Source organism: Gordonia sesuvii (assembly GCF_036350415.1).
Taxonomy (GTDB): domain Bacteria; phylum Actinomycetota; class Actinomycetes; order Mycobacteriales; family Mycobacteriaceae; genus Gordonia; species Gordonia sesuvii.
This window is the reverse complement of record NZ_JAZDUF010000002.1, coordinates 662,853-680,771: the sequence shown is the minus strand read 5'-3', so window position 1 is coordinate 680,771 and position 17,919 is coordinate 662,853. Positions and strand designations below refer to the sequence as shown.

13 protein-coding genes are annotated in these 17,919 nt (G+C 69.0%); 10 read left to right on the top strand and 3 right to left on the bottom strand.

What is annotated here, in order from left to right:
• Nucleotides 1-59: 59 nt before the first annotated feature.
• The 3 genes from cobO to VZC37_RS09815 are packed head-to-tail and all read left to right on the top strand — an operon-like array spanning nt 60 to nt 3,752.
• Nucleotides 60-677 (top strand): cob(I)yrinic acid a,c-diamide adenosyltransferase, encoded by a 618-nt coding sequence (cobO, locus tag VZC37_RS09825; protein WP_330432270.1) that lies wholly within the window; start codon nt 60-62, stop codon nt 675-677.
• 16 nt (nt 678-693) lie between these two features.
• Entirely contained in the window at nt 694-2,130 is a 1,437-nt protein-coding gene (locus VZC37_RS09820) for a cobyrinic acid a,c-diamide synthase CobB (RefSeq protein WP_330432269.1), read from the top strand.
• Complete coding sequence (locus VZC37_RS09815; RefSeq protein ID WP_330432268.1) at nt 2,127-3,752, top strand: GAF domain-containing sensor histidine kinase; 1,626 nt, start codon at nt 2,127-2,129, stop codon at nt 3,750-3,752. The genes VZC37_RS09820 and VZC37_RS09815 overlap by 4 nt, the downstream gene beginning before the upstream one ends.
• Before the next feature lie 12 nt (nt 3,753-3,764).
• On the opposite strand, the gene VZC37_RS09810 is transcribed toward VZC37_RS09815, so the two are convergent.
• Entirely contained in the window at nt 3,765-4,451 is a 687-nt protein-coding gene (locus VZC37_RS09810) for a response regulator transcription factor (RefSeq protein ID WP_330432267.1), read from the bottom strand.
• A gap of 149 nt (nt 4,452-4,600) precedes the next feature.
• Here VZC37_RS09810 and VZC37_RS09805 point away from each other — a divergent pair, with 149 nt between their 5' ends.
• The 4 genes from VZC37_RS09805 to VZC37_RS09790 all read left to right on the top strand — a co-directional run bounded on the left by VZC37_RS09805 (nt 4,601) and on the right by VZC37_RS09790 (nt 8,798).
• Nucleotides 4,601-5,635 (top strand): acyl-ACP desaturase, encoded by a 1,035-nt coding sequence (locus VZC37_RS09805; protein WP_330432266.1) that lies wholly within the window; start codon nt 4,601-4,603, stop codon nt 5,633-5,635.
• Entirely contained in the window at nt 5,632-5,889 is a 258-nt protein-coding gene (locus VZC37_RS09800) for a hypothetical protein (protein ID WP_330432265.1), read from the top strand. The genes VZC37_RS09805 and VZC37_RS09800 overlap by 4 nt, the downstream gene beginning before the upstream one ends.
• Before the next feature lie 43 nt (nt 5,890-5,932).
• A complete protein-coding gene (gene cobA, locus VZC37_RS09795; RefSeq protein ID WP_330432264.1) occupies nt 5,933-7,222 on the top strand; it encodes a uroporphyrinogen-III C-methyltransferase in 1,290 nt (429 codons plus the stop codon).
• A gap of 61 nt (nt 7,223-7,283) precedes the next feature.
• Complete coding sequence (locus VZC37_RS09790; protein WP_330432263.1) at nt 7,284-8,798, top strand: DHA2 family efflux MFS transporter permease subunit; 1,515 nt, start codon at nt 7,284-7,286, stop codon at nt 8,796-8,798.
• A gap of 26 nt (nt 8,799-8,824) precedes the next feature.
• On the opposite strand, the gene VZC37_RS09785 is transcribed toward VZC37_RS09790, so the two are convergent.
• Entirely contained in the window at nt 8,825-11,566 is a 2,742-nt protein-coding gene (locus VZC37_RS09785) for an ATP-binding protein (RefSeq protein ID WP_330432262.1), read from the bottom strand.
• A gap of 120 nt (nt 11,567-11,686) precedes the next feature.
• On the opposite strand from VZC37_RS09785, the gene VZC37_RS09780 reads away from it, so the two are divergent.
• Nucleotides 11,687-12,778 carry a class I SAM-dependent methyltransferase gene (locus VZC37_RS09780; RefSeq protein ID WP_330432261.1) on the top strand — a complete coding sequence of 364 codons (1,092 nt, stop codon included), beginning with the start codon at nt 11,687-11,689 and terminating at the stop codon, nt 12,776-12,778.
• A 71-nt stretch (nt 12,779-12,849) separates the two neighbouring features.
• A complete protein-coding gene (locus VZC37_RS09775) occupies nt 12,850-15,048 on the top strand; it encodes an alpha/beta hydrolase (protein WP_330432260.1) in 2,199 nt (732 codons plus the stop codon).
• 246 nt (nt 15,049-15,294) lie between these two features.
• Here the strand turns inward: VZC37_RS09775 and yaaA are convergent, their stop codons facing one another.
• Complete coding sequence (gene yaaA / locus VZC37_RS09770) at nt 15,295-16,035, bottom strand: peroxide stress protein YaaA (protein WP_330432259.1); 741 nt, start codon at nt 16,033-16,035, stop codon at nt 15,295-15,297.
• A 60-nt stretch (nt 16,036-16,095) separates the two neighbouring features.
• Between yaaA and VZC37_RS09765 the strand changes: the two genes are divergently transcribed.
• Nucleotides 16,096-17,826 carry a proline--tRNA ligase gene (locus VZC37_RS09765; protein ID WP_330432258.1) on the top strand — a complete coding sequence of 577 codons (1,731 nt, stop codon included), beginning with the start codon at nt 16,096-16,098 and terminating at the stop codon, nt 17,824-17,826.
• Nucleotides 17,827-17,919 lie beyond the last annotated feature (93 nt).

Genomic DNA, 17,919 nt, shown 5'->3' with positions numbered 1-17,919 from the left:
TGAGACCCGAGCCCGCCTGAGACACTGTTCGCACCACACCGCGACCGCGAGGAGGCCATGTGCCACGAGGAGTGCCGGATACCGTCCCCGACGACGGCCTGACGACCCGGCAGCGTCGCAATCTGCCGGTGCTGGCGGTGCACACCGGGGACGGAAAGGGCAAGTCCACCGCGGCGTTCGGGATGGCGATGCGAGCCTGGAACGCCGGACTGAGCGTGGCGGTCTTCCAGTTCGTCAAGAGCGCCAAATGGAAGGTCGGGGAGGAGAGCGCCCTGACGACCCTCGGCGACGTGCACACCGAGACCGGCAAGGGAGCCCCGGTCGAATGGCACAAGATGGGTCAGGGCTGGTCGTGGCTGCGCGCCAACGCCGATCACGACGCCGACCACGCGGAAGATGCGCGGGCCGGGTGGGCCGAGATCTCCCGGCGCCTGGCCGCCGAACAGCACGATTTCTACGTCCTCGACGAGTTCACCTACCCGCTCGACTGGGGGTGGGTGGACACTGACGAGGTGGTCGAGACACTCCGGGACCGGCCGGGCCGACAGCACGTGGTCATCACGGGACGCCGTGCGCCGGCGGCGCTGATGGACGCCGCGGATCTGGTCACCGAGATGCGCAAGGTCGCCCATCCGATGGATGCCGGACGCAAGGGCCAGAAGGGCATCGAGTGGTGAGCGGATCGGTGCGCAGATGAATGCGGTGCCTGCCGTCGTCGTGGCCGCGCCTGCGTCGGGCAGCGGCAAGACGACGGTGTCTACCGGGCTGATCGGTGCACTGCGGGCCGCGGGTCACCGTGTTGCCCCGTTCAAAGTCGGCCCCGACTACATCGACCCCGGCTACCACGCGGTCGCCGCCGGGACGGTCGGCCGCAACCTCGACCCGAATCTGGTCGGCGCCGACCTGGTCGGTCCGCTGTTCGCGGCCGGCTCGGCCGGCGCCGACATCGCCGTCGTCGAAGGCGTGATGGGCCTGTTCGACGGACGCATCCTGGCGGACTCGGCCTCCTCCGACGATCCGGCCGGTTTCGGGTCGACCGCCCACGTCGCCCGGCTCATCGGCGCGCCCGTCGTCCTCGTCGTCGACGCGTCCGGGCACAGCCAGTCGCTCGCCGCCACACTGCACGGCTTCATCGGTTTCGACCCGTCGGTTCGCATCGTCGGGGTGATCCTGAACCGGGTGGGGTCCGATCGTCACGAATCGGTGCTGCGGCAGGCGTGCGCGCGGGTCGGCCTACCGGTGGTGGGGGTGCTGCGGCGCAACCCGGCGTTGCAGGTGCCGTCGCGGCACCTCGGGCTCATCCCGGCGGCCGAACGGCGCGACGACGCGGTTCGTGCAGTGGATGCGATGACCGCGACCATCGGTGCGGCACTTGATCTCCCGGCCATCGTCGCAGCCGCTCGCACCCGCGCGGCACAGTCGACGGCCGCGTGGTCACCGCACGAGGCCGTCGCTGACGGCGCGCCCGCGACCGGGGCGCGCAAACCCGTCGTGGCCGTGGCCGGCGGTGCCGCGTTCACCTTCGGGTATGCCGAGCACCGCGAGCTCCTGGTCGCAGCAGGCGCCGATGTGGTCGGCTTCGACCCGCTGCACGACCCGCTGCCACCGGACACCGATGCGGTCGTGATCGGCGGCGGCTTCCCGGAGGAACATGCTGAAGCCCTGTCGGCCAACGAACCCCTGCGGGCCGGACTCGCCGACCACGCCGGCGCCGGCCGGCCGATCGTCGCCGAATGCGCCGGGCTGCTCTACCTCGCCCGCGAACTCGACGGGCACCCCATGGCCGGGGTGATCGATGTCGTCGGTCGCTTCACCGACACCCTCACCCTCGGATACCGCGACGCCGTGGCGGTGACCGACTCGGCAGCGTTCGCAGAGGGGCAGCGGGTCACCGGGCACGAGTTCCATCGATCCACCGTGATCGGCGGCGCCCACCTTCGGCCGGCCTGGGCGTGGCGTGATCACGTCGGGGTCGCCGGGACCCACGGCTATGCGAACGGTGCCGTGCACGCCTCGTATCTGCATGTGCATCCGGCCGGCAATCCGACGGCGGTGGCCCGGTTCGTCGCCGCGGCCCGGAAGGTCGCGTCGGGCAGTTCCCTCGACGTCGCCGCGGAGCGCGCCGGATGAACCGTCGCGGGCTGAGCGAGGCGCTGGATTCCCTGACCCGCCACGGCATCGACGACCCGGCGATGCTGCGCAGTCTGCTGGAGGCGGTGCTCGTCGTCGGCCGCGGACTCGACCTCGACCGCGCGCTGCAACGAATCGTCGAGGTGGCCTCGCAGGTGGCCGACGCCCGCTACGCCGCCCTCGGCGTGCGTGGGCCCGACGGCGGCCTCAGCCAGTTCGTCTACACCGGCATCAGCCCGACGCAACGCGCCCGGATGGACCATCTGCCCGTCGGTCACGGCGTGCTCGGCTTGCTGATCGATGAGCCCCAGGTGCTGCGCATCCCGGCACTCGCCGAGCACCCGTCGTCGGTCGGATTCCCGCCCGGACATCCACCGATGACCACCTTCCTCGGCGCACCCATCATCATCCGCGGATCGGTGTTCGGCAGCATCTACCTGACCGAGAAGCAGTCGGCCGACCAGTTCTCGGAGGTCGACGAGACCTTCGTCGCCATCCTCGCGGTCGCCGCCGGAATCGCCGTCGACAACGCGCGCCTCTTCGAGCGCGCCCGGACCCGCCACCGGTGGATGCAGGTCATCGCCCGTCGCGGCTCCGAGCCGCTCGCCGGGATCGCGTTGTCGGACACACTGTCCCGATTGTGTGACGACGTCGCCGCACTCACCGAGGCTGTCGACGTGTTCCTGCTCACCGGTGATCGCGGCACGCTCACGGTGGACGGTCACACGGGTCCCGCGCCCGCCGCCGGCGACATCGTGGTCGCGCCCGTCGGAACCCGGACGGTGGTTCCGGCCACCGACATCGCGTCCGAGCTGATCCGCCGCAACGCGCAGTGGGTGACCATCCAGCCGTTGCAGCGCGCCGCGGGCACGTTCGGACGACTCGTGATCACGCATACCGAACCACCGACCTGGGACGACGAGGACATAGCCGGTCTGGCAGGTGTCGCGGAGGTGGCCTCCTTGGCTGTCGCCTATGCCGCCCAGCAGCAGACCGCTCGCGATCTCCAAGTACTCGAGGACCGTCATCGGATCGCGCGCGATCTGCACGACCACGTCATCCAGCGGCTGTTCGCCATCGGGATGTCGGTGCAGACGATGCTGGCAGGCGACTCCGGCGACGCGGCCGCCCGCTCCCGGCTCGAACAGGTGGAGGTCGACCTGGACCGCACCATCGCGCAGATCCGTACCTCGATCTTCGACCTGCAGACCGTCCCGGGGCAGCACGACACCACAACTCTGCGACGTCGGGTCCTCGACATCGTCTCGGAGTTGGCCACCCAGGCGCCCATCGCACCCGGCGTCGCGTTCGCGGGCCCGGTGGACACAGTCGTGCCGGAGCGTCTCGCGCCGCACATCGATGCCGTTCTGCGCGAAGGACTCTCGAACGCATTACGACACGCCCACGCCGAACACATCGACGTGTCGGTGACTGCCGACGACGACGTCTTGACGGTGGCGATCAGCGACGACGGTGTCGGGATCGGCGCCGACGTGGTCTACCGCGGACTCGACAACCTCACCCGCCGCGCCGAGGAGTGCGACGGCGTGTTCGAAGTGGCGACCGCACCCGGGAGGGCCGGCGGGACCACCCTCACCTGGACGGTGCCGCTGCGGGGCTGATCCCGCAGGGCGCTAACGGCTCTTGCCGTCACGCAAACGCGTCGCCATGACCGCGACTTGCGTACGGCGTTGCATGTCCAGCTTGGACAGGATGCGCGACACGTAGTTCTTGATCGTCTTCTCCGCCAGGAACATCCGTTCGGCGATCTGTCGGTTCGTCAGGCCCTCGCCGATCAGGTTGAACACCTCACGTTCCTGGTGGGTGAGCTCGGCGAGCGGGTCGTCGGCGGTGTCCTTGCCGTCGCGCAATTTCGCCAGCAGCGCGGCCGTGCTGCGATCATCGAGCAGCGACCCGCCGCGGCCGACGGTCCGGACCGCCTCGATGAGGTTGTGGCCGAGGATCTGCTTCAGGACGAACCCCGACGCGCCGGCGAGGACGGCTGCGAGCAGCGCGTCGTCGTCGGCGTAACTGGTCAGCATCAGACAGCGCACCGCCGGCTCCGCGGCCCGCACGTCGCGGCACAACTCCACCCCGTTCCCGTCGGGCAACCGGACGTCGAGGACGGCCACGTCGGGCACGGCGGCGAGAATGCCCACCTTCGCCTCTCCGACGGAGGCCGCTTCGCCCACGACCTCGAGATCGGTGGCGGTCCCCAGCAGATCGCGCAGCCCGCGGCGCACGAGTTCGTGGTCGTCGACCAGATAAACACGTATCGGCTTCGGCTCGGCGGCCGGTTCTGTGGGGGCCTGCGCAGGCATGGTCTGACGGTACCTCAGCAACAGGTGCGCGGTCGGCTGTCGGCCGGAGACCTGGGACCCATGACATCGGGGACTTTCGGCCCACGTGGGCGACCGACACGCCGGAGCAGAGTTGATCCGTACCGCAGCAGCGCGACACGAGGAGAGCGATGAGCAGTCTGATCGATCGACCGGCGGCAACCGACGAACTGATCACCGAGAGCCGGATGACCGGCTCTGATCTGCTCCGGGAACTGTTGCCCGTCTGCGAGACCGAAGTCGAGCGGCACATGAAGATGACCAAGGACTGGCACCCGCACGACTATGTGCCGTGGGACGACGGGCGCAACTTCGCATCGCTGGGTGGGATCGACTGGGATCCGGCTCAGTCGCAGCTGTCGGAGACGGCCAAGGCCGCGATGATCACGAACCTGCTCACCGAGGACAACCTGCCGTCGTATCACCGGGTGATCGCCGACAACTTCAGTCTCGACGACGCCTGGGGATTCTGGGTGGGTCGGTGGACGGCCGAGGAGATGCGGCATTCGGTCGTCATGCGCGACTACCTGGTGGTGACACGCGGTGTGGATCCGGTGGAGCTGGAGAACATCCGGATGGAGCACATGACGCACGGGTTCAACCCGCTGCCCGCCGACGACGGGCAACGCGACCACAGCTACGACATGCTCTACGCGGTGAGCTATGTCAGCTTCCAGGAACTGGCCACCCGGGTCTCGCACCGCAACACCGGAAAGGCATGCGGCGACCCGATCGCCGACCGGATGCTGCAACGCGTTGCGGCCGACGAGAACCTGCACATGCTCTTCTACCGAAACGTCGTCGCCGGGGCGCTCGATCTGGTTCCCGACCAGACGATGGCGGCCATCTACGCCATCGTGTCCAACTTCCAGATGCCCGGCGCCTCCATGCCCAACTTCCGGCGCAACGCGGTGCTGATCGCCAAGGGCGGCATCTACGATCTGCCGCAACACCTCTCGGAGGTGGTGATGCCGGTGCTGCGCAAGTGGCGGATCTTCGAACGCGACGACTTCGGTCCGCTGGGCGAGCAATACCGCGAACTACTCGCGCAGTTCCTCGACGACATGGACGTCAAGGTCCGCAGATTCGAGGAGTCGCGCGAACGAGCGCTCCACCGTCAGCGCGCCCGCCGCGGGCTTGACCAGACCACGGGGGCCGCGCGGTGACGGCGCTCGACGACGAACCCGCCGTGGCCCCCATCCCCGGATTCGACACCGCGATCGCCATGGCCGAGGCGGCCAGTTGCGGCAACGTCAGCTGGTGGAACAGCATCCGCACACACGCCGGTGACCCTGCGGCCGGCGAGTATGCGGCGTCGGTGCTCCTCGCCGAATTGTTGACATCCTCGGCGCACCGGTCCGGCATCGCGGTCGCCGATGTCTGGGACGTCGCCCGGCGGACCGGCCGGCTACCGCTCTGAGCCTGTTCACCGGTCGGCCGCGGGGTCGGTAGGCTCGTGGGTCATGTCCTCTGGCGTGTCCGACTCCGACCGGCCCGGCCCTGGCCGCCCCGACCGTCCTGCAACCGAAGCGTCCGCGACCGGCGACCACGCACGCGGCCACTATCTGGTCGGTCTCGACCTGTCCGGCCGCCGGGTCGTCGTGGTCGGCGGCGGGTCGGTCGCGCAACGTCGGCTGCCCAACCTGATCGCCGCCGGGGCGGACGTTCACGTGATCGCGATCGATCCGACACCCGCCGTCGAATCCACGGTCGGTATCTCGGTGTCGCACCGGGCCTATCGCGACGGAGATCTCGACGGGGCCTGGTATGTGATGGCCTGCACAGACGATCCGGAGGTGAACGCGCAGGTCGTCGCCGACGCCGAGGCACGACACACCTTCTGTGTCCGCGCCGACGATGCGCAATACGGCACCGCTGTGACACCCGCGTCGGGCCGGCACCGGGACGTGCAGTTCGGCGTCCTCGCCGGCGGCGACCACCGCATGTCGGCGGCGTTGCGCGCGGCCATCGGACGGGCGCTCGCCGAAGGGTCGCTCAGCGTCGCCGACGACGCGCCGCACCCCCCGGGCGTCGCGCTGGTCGGCGGCGGACCCGGCGACCCGGACCTGATCACCGTCCGTGGTCAGAAGCTGCTGCAGCAGGCCGACGTCGTCGTCGCCGACCGGCTCGCGCCACCGCAGCTGCTCGCCGAGCTGGGACCGCAGGTCGAGATCATCGACGCGGCGAAGGTGCCCTACGGACGCGCGATGAAACAGGAGGCCATCAACGACGTCCTGGTCGAGCGCGCCAAGGCGGGCAAGTTCGTCGTCCGCTTCAAGGGGGGCGACCCGTATGTGTACGGACGTGGCTTCGAAGAGGTCCAGGCCTGCGTGGCGGCCGGCGTGCCGGTGACGGTCGTCCCGGGCATCAGCAGTCCCATCGCCGCCCCGGCCTCGGCCGGTATCCCGGTGACCCACCGCGGCGTGACACACGAGGTGGTCATCGCCTCCGGCCACGTCGCGCCCGACCATCCCGATTCACTGATCGACTGGTCGGCCATCGCCCGTCTCAAAGGCACCCTGGTGCTGATGATGGCGGTCGAGCGGGTCGACGCCTTCGCCGACGCGTTGCTGGCCGGCGGCAGGGCACCGGAGACACCGGTGGCGATGATCGAGAACGGCTCGTTGCCGACACAGCGTGTCCTGCGCACCGACCTCGCGCATGCGGCCGCCACCGCCGACGAGCAGGATCTGCGGCCACCGGCGATCGTCGTCATCGGCGACGTCGCCGGGTTCACCGACCTCGCCACCTGACACCGCAACGGGCCAACGGCGATTGGCATATTCGGTGCACCGAGCGGTAGCGTCGAAGCCTATGTCAGCCCCGGAAACGTCGAGCCCCGCGCACGCGGCCGTGTACCGCCGCGTGTTCGGACCGGCGATCCTGGTGCTCAGCGGTATGCAGCTGTTGATGGTGCTCGACGGCACCGTCGCCGCGTTGGCCCTACCGCGGATTCGGGACGCCCTGCAGTTGTCCGAGTCCGGCGCCAACTGGATCATCAGCAGCTACGTGCTCGCATTCGGTGGTCTGATGCTGCTCGGCGGACGACTCGGCGACACCTTCGGCCGCAAGCGCATGTTCGTCATCGGCGTGGTGGCGTTCACCATCACCTCGCTGCTGTGCGGTGTGGCATGGAACGAGCCCAGCCTCATCATCGGACGCGCGCTGCAGGGCGCCTCCGCCGCGATCGCCGCGCCGACCGCGATGGCGTTGGTCGCGACGACGTTCGCCCCCGGTAAGCCACGAAGCCAGGCCTTCGCGATCTACGCCGCGATGACCGGTGTCGGCTCGGTCGCCGGTCTGATCCTCGGCGGTGTCCTCACCCAGGTCTCGTGGCGGCTGGTGTTCCTGATCAACGTGCCGATCGGAGTGCTGGTCACCATCGGTGCGATGGCGGTGCTGCGGGAGTCGCAGGGCGAACGTCTCGCACTCGACATCCAGGGCGCGATCCTGGGCACCCTCGGCTGCACGTTGTTGGTTCTGGCCGTCAACGAAGGGCCGGACGGGTGGGCGCGCCCACTTGTGGTGGGCTCGTTCATCCTCGGTGGCCTCGCACTGATCGCGTTCGTGATGGTCGAACGCAACGCGGCGAACCCGATCCTGCCGTTCAGTCTCTTCGACAACCGCAGCCGCGTCGCCGCGCTGATCGCGATCTTCTTCGCCAGCATGATCATGATGTGTATGGCGGTGTTCATCTCGCTCTACCTGCAGGGCATCCTGAAATACACCCCGATCCAGAGCGGTATGGCCGTCGTCCCGTTCGCGTTCGGTCTGGGGATCGCCGCGGCCATCGCGTCCAAACTCGCGTTGATGATCCAGCCCCGGTGGCTGGTACTCATCGGCGGGACGATCATTCTCGCCGGGTGCCTCTACGCGTCGTCGATCGCCACCGGCTCGCCGGGCTACTTCCCGAGCATCGGATTGCCGGTCGTCGTGATCGGCTTCGGCGTCGGCTTCGCCGTCATCCCGCTCACGCTGTCCGTGGTCGCCGGCGTCGGACCCACCGAGATCGGTCCGCTGACCGCGCTGGCTCAGGTCGCGCAGAATCTCGGCGGGGCCATCGGTCTCGTCGCCGTCGGTGCCGCCGTCACCTCCCGTGCGCTGTCGGAGGGCGGCACCACCGCCCCGGTCGAGACGATGAACGCGACAGAACTGGCCGCCCAGGCCAGCGGTTACGGCCTGGCCTTCGCCTGCTGTGCGGGCCTTGCCGTGCTCTCCGCCGTCGTCGTCTTGTTCATGCGCTTCACCCCGGAAGAGGTGGCGGAGGGGCAGGCAGCTCAGGAAGCCGCCAATGCCAGCCTCGACGTCGACGATCACACCCCGCACTGACGACGCTCGATCTCGGGCCGGCGGGCTCAATTCTTCGTAGGGGACACGATGTCGGAGAGTTCGGCGCGCGAGCGGATCCCGAGCTTCCGGTAGACCTTGCGCAGGTGGTACTCGACGGTCTTGGGACTCAGGAACAGCGCCGCGGCGGCCTCCCGTGTGGTTCGACCGTCGGAGAGGAGCAGCGCCACCTGCAGCTCCTGCGGCGTCAGCGAGGCGACACCACCCTGGGGGCGATGTGCGACACGCTCGCCGGTGAGGTCCAGTTCGGTGGCCGCCCGGTCGGCCCAGGGGCGGGCTCCGAGTTCGGCGAACGCCGACAGAGACGAGCGCAGCTGCACGCGAGCGTCCACGCGACGGCCGGCGCGGCGCAGGCGCTCGCCGTAGGCGAGTGCGGTACGGGCGGTCTCGAACCTGTCCGGGGTGTCGCGGTGCAGGGCGAGTGCTTCGGCGAATGCCTGGTCGAAGTCGTCGGCCACCATCGCAGCAGCGCGGCGTGCGCGAGCAGCCGACCACGGCTGTCCCTTCGCGTCCGCGACCATCGAGAACTTCCGGGCGACGTCGGCAGCCTCCGTCTCCCGGCCGAGTCGGACCAGGGTTTCGACCAGATCCGGGCGAGGTGAGAGGTCGGGGTCACCGACGGCCCGCTCGGTCAGCAGCTCGTCCACCGCCAGCAGCCGACGCAGCGTCTCCTCCGGGTCATCGCCGGCCACGGCCAGGTCGGCGAGTGCGTGCAGAGCCCAGATCCGAGCTGCGTGCACGTCGCGGGCGAGGCCCAGGGACATCGCCTCCTCGGCGTGCGCGCGACACTCGTCGGCCTGCCCCGTCCGCGCCTGGAGCCACGCCAGGCCCGCCAGACTCATGGCCAGCTCCGTGGTCTGGCCGGTGTCCCGTGCCAGGCGGATCGACTCGGTGTAGTCGGCGGCGGCGCGTGGCCACGAGTCCGACGTCGCGCCGTCGCGGGCGACCTGGAACAACAGCGCTGGCAGGACGCCCACCCCGGCCCGGCGTCGCGCCCGGTCTATCCGGTCCCGCAGGTCCCGTCCGGTGTCGCCGTCGCGGAGGAACAGCGGCGCGTAGAGCACCCACGACAAACTGTTCTCGTCCGACTGGTTCTCGATGCTCTGCGCCAACAGGGGCACTGCGTCCCGCAGCTCCGCGACACCTCCGGAGCCCGCCAGGACTTTCGCCACCCCCGCCGCGAGGCCACCCATCGCCCGGGCGCGGGTGGTGGTCGCCGCCGCGACGGCGTCGTCGAGCGGCTGCACCAGGCGGCGCACAACCGTGCCGTCGGCCAGGAAGAAGCTCGCGTGCACGGCCTCCGCCAGCAAGCCGGCGCGGACATCAGGTGAGTCGCTGCGCATCGCCGCCCGCTCCAACAGCCTGATGCCCTCCTGAAGCGATCCGCTGCGCACGGAAATCACCGCCCGTAGTTCCAAGGCCTGAAGTTCCAACGCCTCCAGTTCCAGCGCGTGCAGGACGGTCGGCAATCCCGCGGCATCATCGACCTCGTCCAGCAGCGTGAGTGCCCGCGATCCGAGTCCGGCCGTCCACGCGGCCGATGCAGCGTCCAGCAGCCGACTGCGGATGTCGACGGCATCGGGGCTCAGTCGCGCGGCCCGTTCGTACGCCGCCGACGCCACCGCCCACGCGGCGCGCTCCGCGGCCCTGTCCCCGGCCGTGTGCAGCAGGTCGGCGGCCGTGGCATCCGCGGCCCACAATGCTTCGGCGACATGCCAGGCCCGCCGGTCGACGTCGGCGTCCGGCAATGCGGCGGCCGCCGCGGCGTGGACGGACCTGCGTTGCTGCGGCGCTGCGTCGCGATAGACCGCCGATCGGAGCAGCGGGTGCCGGAAGGTGATTTCGCCGCCGGTCACCTGGGCGAGGCCCGCGTCGGTGACCGATGCGAGGTGTGCCGGGTCCAGGCCGATGGCGGCGCACGTCTGCCCGGTCAGACGCAGGTCGCCGTTGCAGATCACGGCAACCAGGAGCACGGCGCGGGTGGTCTCGTCCAGGGGCCGTAGGCGGCGGACGAACGCGTCCACCAGCGCCGCCGACAGGGGAGCAGGTACTCCTGACGGTCGCGGCGGCAGGGCTTCAGGGTTCTCGGCGAGTTCGGTGACCGCGAGGGGATTTCCGCCGGTGAGCTCGTGCAGGCGCACCACCCACTCGTCGGTCACCGGCCGTGCTGTCACGTCGGCGACCAGCCGCCGGATTCCCCCGAGGTCGAGCCCGGTGAGGCGGAGTTCGTCGACGCCGACGACGAGATGGTCCACCTCGCCCTCGCGACCCGCCGCCACGACGGCGATCGGGTCCGCGCTGAGTCGGCGAGCGGCGAACAGCAGAGCATCCGCCGACGGCGTGTCGATCCATTGCAGGTCATCGAGCAGCACCGCGATCGGGCCGTCTTCGGCGTACCGGCACAACAGGCTCAGCGTGGCCGCGCCGACTGCGAATCGGTCACCGGCAGCGGATTCCTCGAGCGCGAGTGCCGACGAGAGTGCCCGGGCCTGTGGCTCCGCGATGGTGTCGAGGAGATCGAGCGCCGGTCGCAGAACCGCGAGGAGCGCGGCGAACGGCACCTCACGCTCCGGCTCCGTTCCGGTCGCGCGTACCACCCGGAACCCGTCGAGTCGGCTCTGCGTCCAGCGGAGCAACGCGGTCTTCCCGACACCCGGCTCGCCGGTCACGGCCAGCACACCACTGGTCCCGATCCGGGCGTTCGACACCAGCCGGTCGATCACCCGCTGCTCGCGCTCGCGACCGATCACCACCCAGAGTCTAGGCCCCGGTGGCGATGACCAGGGGGGTCACCGGACGCGATGGGTGTCGCTGTCGTCGTACGTTTCGGACGTGATCGACCTGCTGAAAGACAACCCAGGAGAGCGACGATGACCACAACCGATGATGCGACAGGCGCAGCCGTCGACATCGACCCCGACAAAGTGATGCAGTTCGTGTTCCGTGCGGTGGACGAGGTGGGTGCCACCCTGAACACCGCGCTGGTGGTTCTCGGCGACAAACTCGGCTACTACCGGGCCCTCGCCGAGCACGGTCCCAGCACGCCGGCCGGTCTCGCCGAGGCCACCGGAACCGGCGAGCCCTATGCACGGGAGTGGCTCAACGCGCAGGCGGCGGGTGGATACGTGACCTACGACCCCGGCCGCGGGACGTACACCCTGCCTGCCGAGCATGCGGTGGCCCTGACGGACGAGAACAGTCCGGCGTTCCTTCCGGGCTTCTTCCAGATAGCGCTCGGTACCGTCCACGACACGACCAGCGTGATCGAAGCCGCCCGCGCCGGTGCCGGATACGGCTGGCACGAGCACGACACCGACGTCCACATAGGCTGCGAACGATTCTTCCGGCCCAGCTATCACGCCCACCTCATCACCGAGTGGCTGCCCGCCCTCGACGGGGTCGTGGAGCGGCTCACCGCGGGGACCACGGTGGCAGACGTGGGATGTGGCCACGGGGCCTCGACAATCCTTATGGCGCAAGCCTTTCCGGCATCGACGTTCGTCGCTTCCGACTACCACGCGGAGTCGATCGAGATCGCCCGCGCGCGAGCCGAAGCGGCCGGCGTCGGTGACCGGGTGCGATTCGAGGTCGCCCCGGCCGACGGCTTCTCCGGTCAGGACTACGGACTGGTGACGATGTTCGACTGTCTGCACGACATGGGCGACCCCGTCGGCGCGGCGGAGCACGTCCGATCGGCGCTCGCGCCCGACGGCACGTGGATGATCGTCGAACCGCTCGCCGGCGACCACGTCGAGGACAACCTCAACCCGGTCGGCCGCGCCTACTACGGGTTCTCGACACTGCTGTGCACGCCGGCGTCGTTGTCGCAGGATGTCGGACTCGCGCTCGGCACCCAGGCCGGCCCGGCGAAGATCCGGTCGGTGACCACCGCCGCCGGATTCACCCGCTTCGACCGGGCAGCCCAGACGCCGTTCCATCAGGTGTTCGACGTCAGGCCGTGACCGGTCGTGGACGTGACTGCGGGGTGGCGGAGGAGCACACTGAGAACGCGACGTCGTCAAGGAGGCGCAGGATGGCGACTCAAGTGACTCAGCTGCCCCGGCCTGATGATCCGGTAGGGGTGGCCCGGCATCGTCCGCGTCCCGCGGACCGTTCGGACTCTGTGCAACGCAACGGTGTTCGGATTGCATACGACATCTACGACGCCGATCGTCCGACGGTGATCCTCTTGCCCACCTGGTCGATCATCGACTCGCGGGTGTGGAAGCTCCAGGTGCCGTACCTGGCCCGACACTATCGCGTGGTGACGTTCGACGGCCGCGGCTCCGGCCGCTCCGGACGGCCGGAAGGCGCCGCGTGCTACACCGATGCCGAGTTCGCTGCAGACGCGGTCGCGGTGATGGACGCCACCGAGACCGATCAGGCTCTGCTGGTGGGCTTTTCGTGCGGGGTGGCGTGGTCGGTGCATGTGGCGGCCGGGTATCCCGAACGGGTTGCCGGGATCGTGGCGATCGCTCCGTCGTGCGGGCTGTCGGTGCCGAGTCCGGAGCGCGACGTCTTCGCCTACGACGAGCGCCTGGACACCGTGCACGGATGGGCGAAGTACAACGAACATTACTGGCGCAACGGCGGACTCGAGGATTTCATCAGCTTCTTCGCCGACCGGATGTATCACGAGCCGCACTCGACCAAGCAGCGTGAGGACTTCGTCGGCTGGGCGAGCGACATCTCCGCGGACACCCTCGCCGACACCACCGCCGGGAGACTCGGCCTCCACGGGGCCGACGCGCAACCGCTCGAACCGTTGTGCGCGAAGGTGACCTGTCCGGTTCTGGTGGTGCACGGCAGCGAGGACCGGGTGCGCCCGGCGACGATCGGCGAGCGATTGGCGGAGTTGACGGGCGGGTCATTGGTGCTGCTCGACGGTGTCGGGCACGGTGTTCCGGGTCGGGAACCGGTCCGTACCAACAATCTGATCCGAGAGTTCGCCGACCGGATCTTCCCCGCCCCGCAACCGCCGTCGTGCACGACCTGGACCCGGTCGAGGCAACGTCCGCGCAGGGCTCTCTACCTGTCGTCGCCGATCGGTCTGGGCCACGCCCGACGGGACCTGGCGATCGCATCCGAGCTACAGCAGCGTCATCCCGACCTGCAGATCGACTGGCTGGCACAGGATCCGGTGACCCGGGTGCTGGCGGCTGCCGGTGAGCGCATCCATCCGGCGTCGCGCAGACTGGCCAGCGAATCACGTCACATCGAAGACGAGTGCGCCGACCACGATCTCAACGCATTCCAGGCGATCAGACGGATGGACGAGACACTGCTCCACAACTTCATGATCTTCGACGAAGTCGCAGCCGAGACGCCCTACGACGTGGTGATCGGAGACGAGGCGTGGGATGTCGACTACTTCATGCACGAGAACCCCGAGACCAAGCGGTTCCCGTTCGTGTGGTTGACCGACTTCGTCGGGTGGCTGCCGATGCCGTCCGGCGGCGACCACGAGGCCGCACTGACCGCCGACTACAACGCCGAGATGATCGAGCAACGCGCGCGATACCGGCGGTTGCGCGACCACTCGGTCTTCGTGGGCAACCCGGATGACGTGATCGACGAGACGTTCGGTCCGGACCTGCCGCGCATCCGTGAGTGGACGAACACCAACTTCGACTTCTCCGGGTACATCTCGGGTTTCACGCCGCCATCGGAGGAGGAGACCGCCGCGATCCGGGCAGATCTCGGTCTGCGCCCGGACGACCTGCTGTGTCTGGTCACGGTCGGGGGGTCCGGTGTCGGCAGCGCCCTGCTACGCCGTGTGCTCGACGCCGTCCCGCTCGCTTGCCGACGCGAACCGGCGCTGCAGTTCCTGATCGTGTGTGGGCCGCGGATCGACCCGGAATCGTTGGCCGGTCACACCGAGGACGTTTCGCGTCGCGTCCGCATCCGCGGATTCCTGCCCGACCTGCATCGCCATCTCGCCGCGTGTGATCTCGCCGTCGTTCAGGGCGGCTTGACCACCTGTATGGAGCTGACGGCGAGTCGACGCCCCTTCATCTATGTGCCGTTGCGCAACCATTTCGAACAGAACTTCCACGTCCGGCATCGTCTTGAGCGTTATCGGGCCGGGCGATGCCTGCCGTACGAGGACGCCGCCGACCCGGATCGCCTGGCCGAGGCGATCATCGAGACGCTGCATGCCGACGCCGACTACCGGCCGGTCGAGACCGATGGTGCGATGCGGGCGGCGGACCTGATCGCAGAATTACTGTGACGTTCTTCGGTCCTCCGCCGGAAGGTCGAGCGGCCTCCTGCCGGTGGTCGAGTAGCGACCATTTTCCGCTGGTCGAGCAGCCCACCGTTTTCCGCTGGTCGAGTAGCTGTCGAGCCGCTAGGCGAGACAGCGTATCGAGACCTCCATGACCCTCTCGCGGTCTCGATACGCTCCTCGCCCAGGGGCTCGTCACTACTCGACCAGCGGCAAGAGGCCTCGCCCAGGGGAACAATTTCGGGTGAGAGCTCACTCCGTGATGACGACGATCTGATCGGCTCGCGCGATCTCCACACGCTGTCCCGCATCGGACAGCACGGCCGCGAGGGACTCGACGTCACGGACGGTGCGCCGCGTGCGCACCAGCTCGCGCGCCATCAGCCCCTTGTAGTGCTTGTTGAAGTGGCTGACCACTTTCCGCGAACCGTCGGCGGCCTCGGTCATCACGGTCGCGGTCACCGCTGCCCTGACCGGACCGAGCTGCTGGTACACGCCGGACCGCAGATCGACGACGAAGTCGTCGACGGCGTCGAGACTCGCCGACAGCTCGGGTTTCCACACCGACGCCAGGGTCGGCATGCCGGGCAGCTTGGACCCGCCCGACAGCCGATAAGCGGGGATCATGTCGCCGGCGCGGACGACACCGAACAGTGCCGACCCGACCGCGAGACGGTCGGCGGCCTTGGTCTTCTGCGCCCGCGTGAACGAGGTGTGGTCGAGGGCGTCGTAGAGCACCCCGGTGTACCGCTCGATCGCCGGGCGAGTGGGGGAGAGCCACAGGTCGGCGTTGCGGTCCACCTCGGCCAGCTGGGTCCGACCCAGACCGAGCGCCTCACGGCTGGCATCAAGGTCGGACGCCAGGTCCACCAGTCCCTCGGCAATGCGCTTGCGGATCGGGTTCAGCTCGCCGAAAGAGAGGGTGTCCAGGTCGAGCGGCGCGCCGCGTCCACCATCGGACTTGGTCTCGGAAGGAGGCAGGATGACGAGCACCGCAACACCATAACGACCGCCGGGAACACACGTCTAAGCTGGTCACCTGTGATCACTCGCATGTCGACGCTGTTCCTGCGCACGCTCCGCGACGACCCGGCCGACGCCGAGGTGCCCAGCCACAAACTCCTGGTCCGTGCCGGTTACGTCCGCCGCGCCGCCCCCGGTGTGTACACCTGGTTGCCGCTGGGTCTGCGGGTGTTGCGGGCCGTGGAGGACGTCGTCCGCGAGGAGATGGACGCGATCGGCGCACAGGAGATCCTGCTGCCGGCGTTGCTGCCCCGAGACCCCTACGAGTCGACCGGCCGGTGGACCGAATACGGCGACAACCTGTTCCGGCTCAAGGACCGCAAGGGCGCCGACATGCTCCTCGGGCCCACCCACGAGGAACTGTTCGCCCAGCTGGTCAAGGGTGAGTACTCCTCGTACAAGGACCTGCCCGTCGTCCTCTATCAGATCCAGACCAAGTACCGCGACGAGGAACGTCCGCGCGCAGGCATTCTGCGCGGCCGCGAGTTCGTCATGAAGGACGCCTACTCGTTCGACCTCGACGACGACGGCCTCAAGAAGGCCTACAACGCCCATCGCGAGGCGTATCAGAAGATCTTCCGACGCCTCGAGGTCGACTACGTGATCGTGGCAGCCACCTCCGGGGCGATGGGTGGCAGCGCATCCGAGGAGTTCCTGGCCGAGAGTGCGGTCGGGGAGGACACGTTCGTGCGGTGTGTCGAATCCGGGTACGCGGCCAACGTCGAAGCCGTGATCACCCCGGCACCCGAACCGATCCCGTTCGACGGATTGCCCGAAGCAAAGGTCTACGACACACCTGACACGCCTACCATCGACACACTCGTCGCCTGGGCGAACGACGCGCTCGACGGCACCTACGGAGGCCACGACACCCTCAAGAACGTCATGGTGAAGGTGCGCCAGCCCGGCGGTGAGTGGGAGATCACCGGCATCGGCGTACCCGGCGACCGTGAGGTCGACATGAAGCGGCTCGAGGCGTCGCTGGAACCGGCCGAGGTCGAGGTCCTCACCGACGCGGACTTCGCCGCCAATCCGTTCCTGGTCAAGGGCTACATCGGGCCGAAGGGGCTGACTGCCAACGGAGTTCGCTATCTCGTCGATCCGCGGGTGGTCGACGGGACCGCCTGGATCACCGGCGCCGACGAGCCCGGCCGCCACGTCGTGAATCTGGTGGCCGGACGCGACTTCACCGCCGACGGAACGATCGAGGCCGCCGAAGTGCGCGACGGTGATCCGTCGCCCGACGGCAAGGGCCCGCTGGTGTCGGCCAAGGGCATCGAGATCGGTCACATCTTCCAACTCGGCCAGAAGTACACCGACGCCTTCGAGGTCGACGTGCTCGGCGAGAGTGGCAAGCCGGTACGACTCACTATGGGGTCCTATGGGGTGGGCGTGTCTCGGCTGGTCGCGGTGATAGCCGAGCAGTGCCACGACGAGAAGGGCCTGCGCTGGCCGCGTTCGGTCGCCCCGTTCGCGGTGCACCTGGTCATCGCCAACAAGGACGACGCGGCGATCGCCGGTGCCCACCAACTGGCCGAGGACCTCGACGGCGCCGGACTGTCCGTCCTGCTCGACGACCGCAAGGCGTCCCCAGGCGTCAAGTTCAAGGACGCCGAACTCCTCGGTATGCCGGTGGTCGTCGTGGTCGGCCGCGGATATGCCAACGGCACCATCGAGATCCGTGACCGGTTCACCGGCGAGGCCGTCGAGGTGCCGGTCGACGATGCGGTCGCACGCGTCACGGAGGCGGCTCGCGGGTAGGGCGTCACCTCGCCGCTCGGTCGGCCGGGAACATTTCGGTCAGCTCGCTGCATCTGAGTCGAGAGATGCCCGCCCGGGCCGACCGAGCAGGAG